The following is a 1,460-nucleotide window of genomic DNA, read 5'->3' on the forward strand; positions in this document are numbered from 1 at the left end:
ATAAAGCGTCTTACGACTTCACTCAAAGCACCTAGCGCTAGAATAATTTGAAGTACACCAGATATATGTGCCGCTCTAAGTTTCATGCTTATGCTTTTACCGACAGCATATATAGCTAAACCATAAACAGCAGCATCAGCAAACATATCTAATGAGTCGGCAATAAGGCCAGCAGATTGCGCAATAATCCCAGCAATTACTTCTATAAAAAACATGACTCCATTAATGGCTAACAACCATTTTAGCGTTGATGCTTCTTTCATCTCATTTTTTTGGGCTAGATCTTTTGCTTTTGCAGCTTCGGTGCTGCAACTTTCTTTAGTTGATGCCAACTCTGCACCGAGATTGAGTTGTTGTAATTTTTTTGTTATCTCATCTAAATTTTCATCATGAAAAACCTTGACTAAACGGCTAGGAATATCAAATTGCAACCCAACTGAAGGCTCAATTGAGTCAAGTGCTAACCTAATCAATCTCTCTTCTGAAGGACAGTCCATTTGAGGTACTTTAAATGTACTGACAAACGCGCCACTATAGTTATCTAATTGTGTATCAATTTTTACATCTTCATTGGTAGAAGATGATTGACACTGACCACTACATTTTTCTGACATATTTAACATTCCGTAATAATATTAAAATAAGTATAAAATCTATAGTGGCTATAGAGTCAAATAAAAATTATTCAATATGAAAAGTTTGGGAAGTAACTCAAATAGCTATTCCAAGAAAATAATTGTTGGGGGGTAGTGACAGCAAACACTGCTAACATTATTTGGACTGCCCGTTTTATACCGATGTTTATCAAAGATAAAAAATAGAAGAGCTATCTAGATAGAATAAATTAACCGATGATCCTAATTCCACATTAAAGTCGCGTTGGTGTGTTACTAATTGTACAGAGGATCTAAAACAAGATTTAAATTTAAAAGTAAGAGCAACGACTATATTGTTGGAACACTTGTCATGAGATACGCTAAGCCTAATGTCCGGTTTCGTATCAAAGTGAATTTTAGCTGAAGTAATTTTGTACCATCGTTTACGACTGCTTCAGGCTCAAATCTGACGAAGATTTCCTAGTACTCACCCAATCTGGCTTGATGAGAAATAATCTCAAACATTATGCGTAGCCACATATTCGCTCAACTTGAGCGGGATCTTATAAAAGCCAGAACCACAGAAGGTCGTGAAGAGGCTAAAGCTAAAGGCAAACACATGGGCAGATTGCCTGCTTTATCAGACAAACAAGCGAAAGAATTATATAAAGATAAATTAAATGGTGAATCGATCTCTGCATTAGCGAAGAAATATTCTGTTAGCCGCCCCACGGTTCACTGTAGTGGTCAACTAATTTTGGCCACAGTTTTAGAATCTTGATATCTAACCTCAGATTCATTCGGCGCTAAACCAGCATTATAATGATGTGGTCTAACATTATTGTAATATCCGTTTATATAATC

At 36.1% G+C, this 1,460-nt stretch carries 2 protein-coding genes; one reads left to right on the forward strand and one right to left on the reverse strand.

Features of this window, described 5'->3' with window-relative positions:
* Positions 1-614, reverse strand: a 614-nt coding sequence (locus H5157_RS20535) for a cation transporter (RefSeq protein ID WP_182725407.1), incomplete at its 3' end; no start/stop codon positions are given.
* 508 nt (positions 615-1,122) lie between these two features.
* On the opposite strand from H5157_RS20535, the gene H5157_RS20990 reads away from it, so the two are divergent.
* On the forward strand, positions 1,123-1,377 hold the full coding sequence (locus H5157_RS20990; RefSeq protein ID WP_259399380.1) for a hypothetical protein: 255 nt from the start codon (positions 1,123-1,125) through the stop codon (positions 1,375-1,377).
* Positions 1,378-1,460: the final 83 nt, after the last annotated feature.

Source organism: Pseudoalteromonas sp. SG43-3 (genome assembly GCF_014164385.1).
Lineage (GTDB): Bacteria > Pseudomonadota > Gammaproteobacteria > Enterobacterales > Alteromonadaceae > Pseudoalteromonas > Pseudoalteromonas distincta.

Coding starts and splice junctions, on each gene's coding strand:
- H5157_RS20990 (WP_259399380.1), top strand. CDS start 1,123: ATGCGTAGCCACATATTCGCTCAACTTGAGCGGGATCTTATAAAAGCC.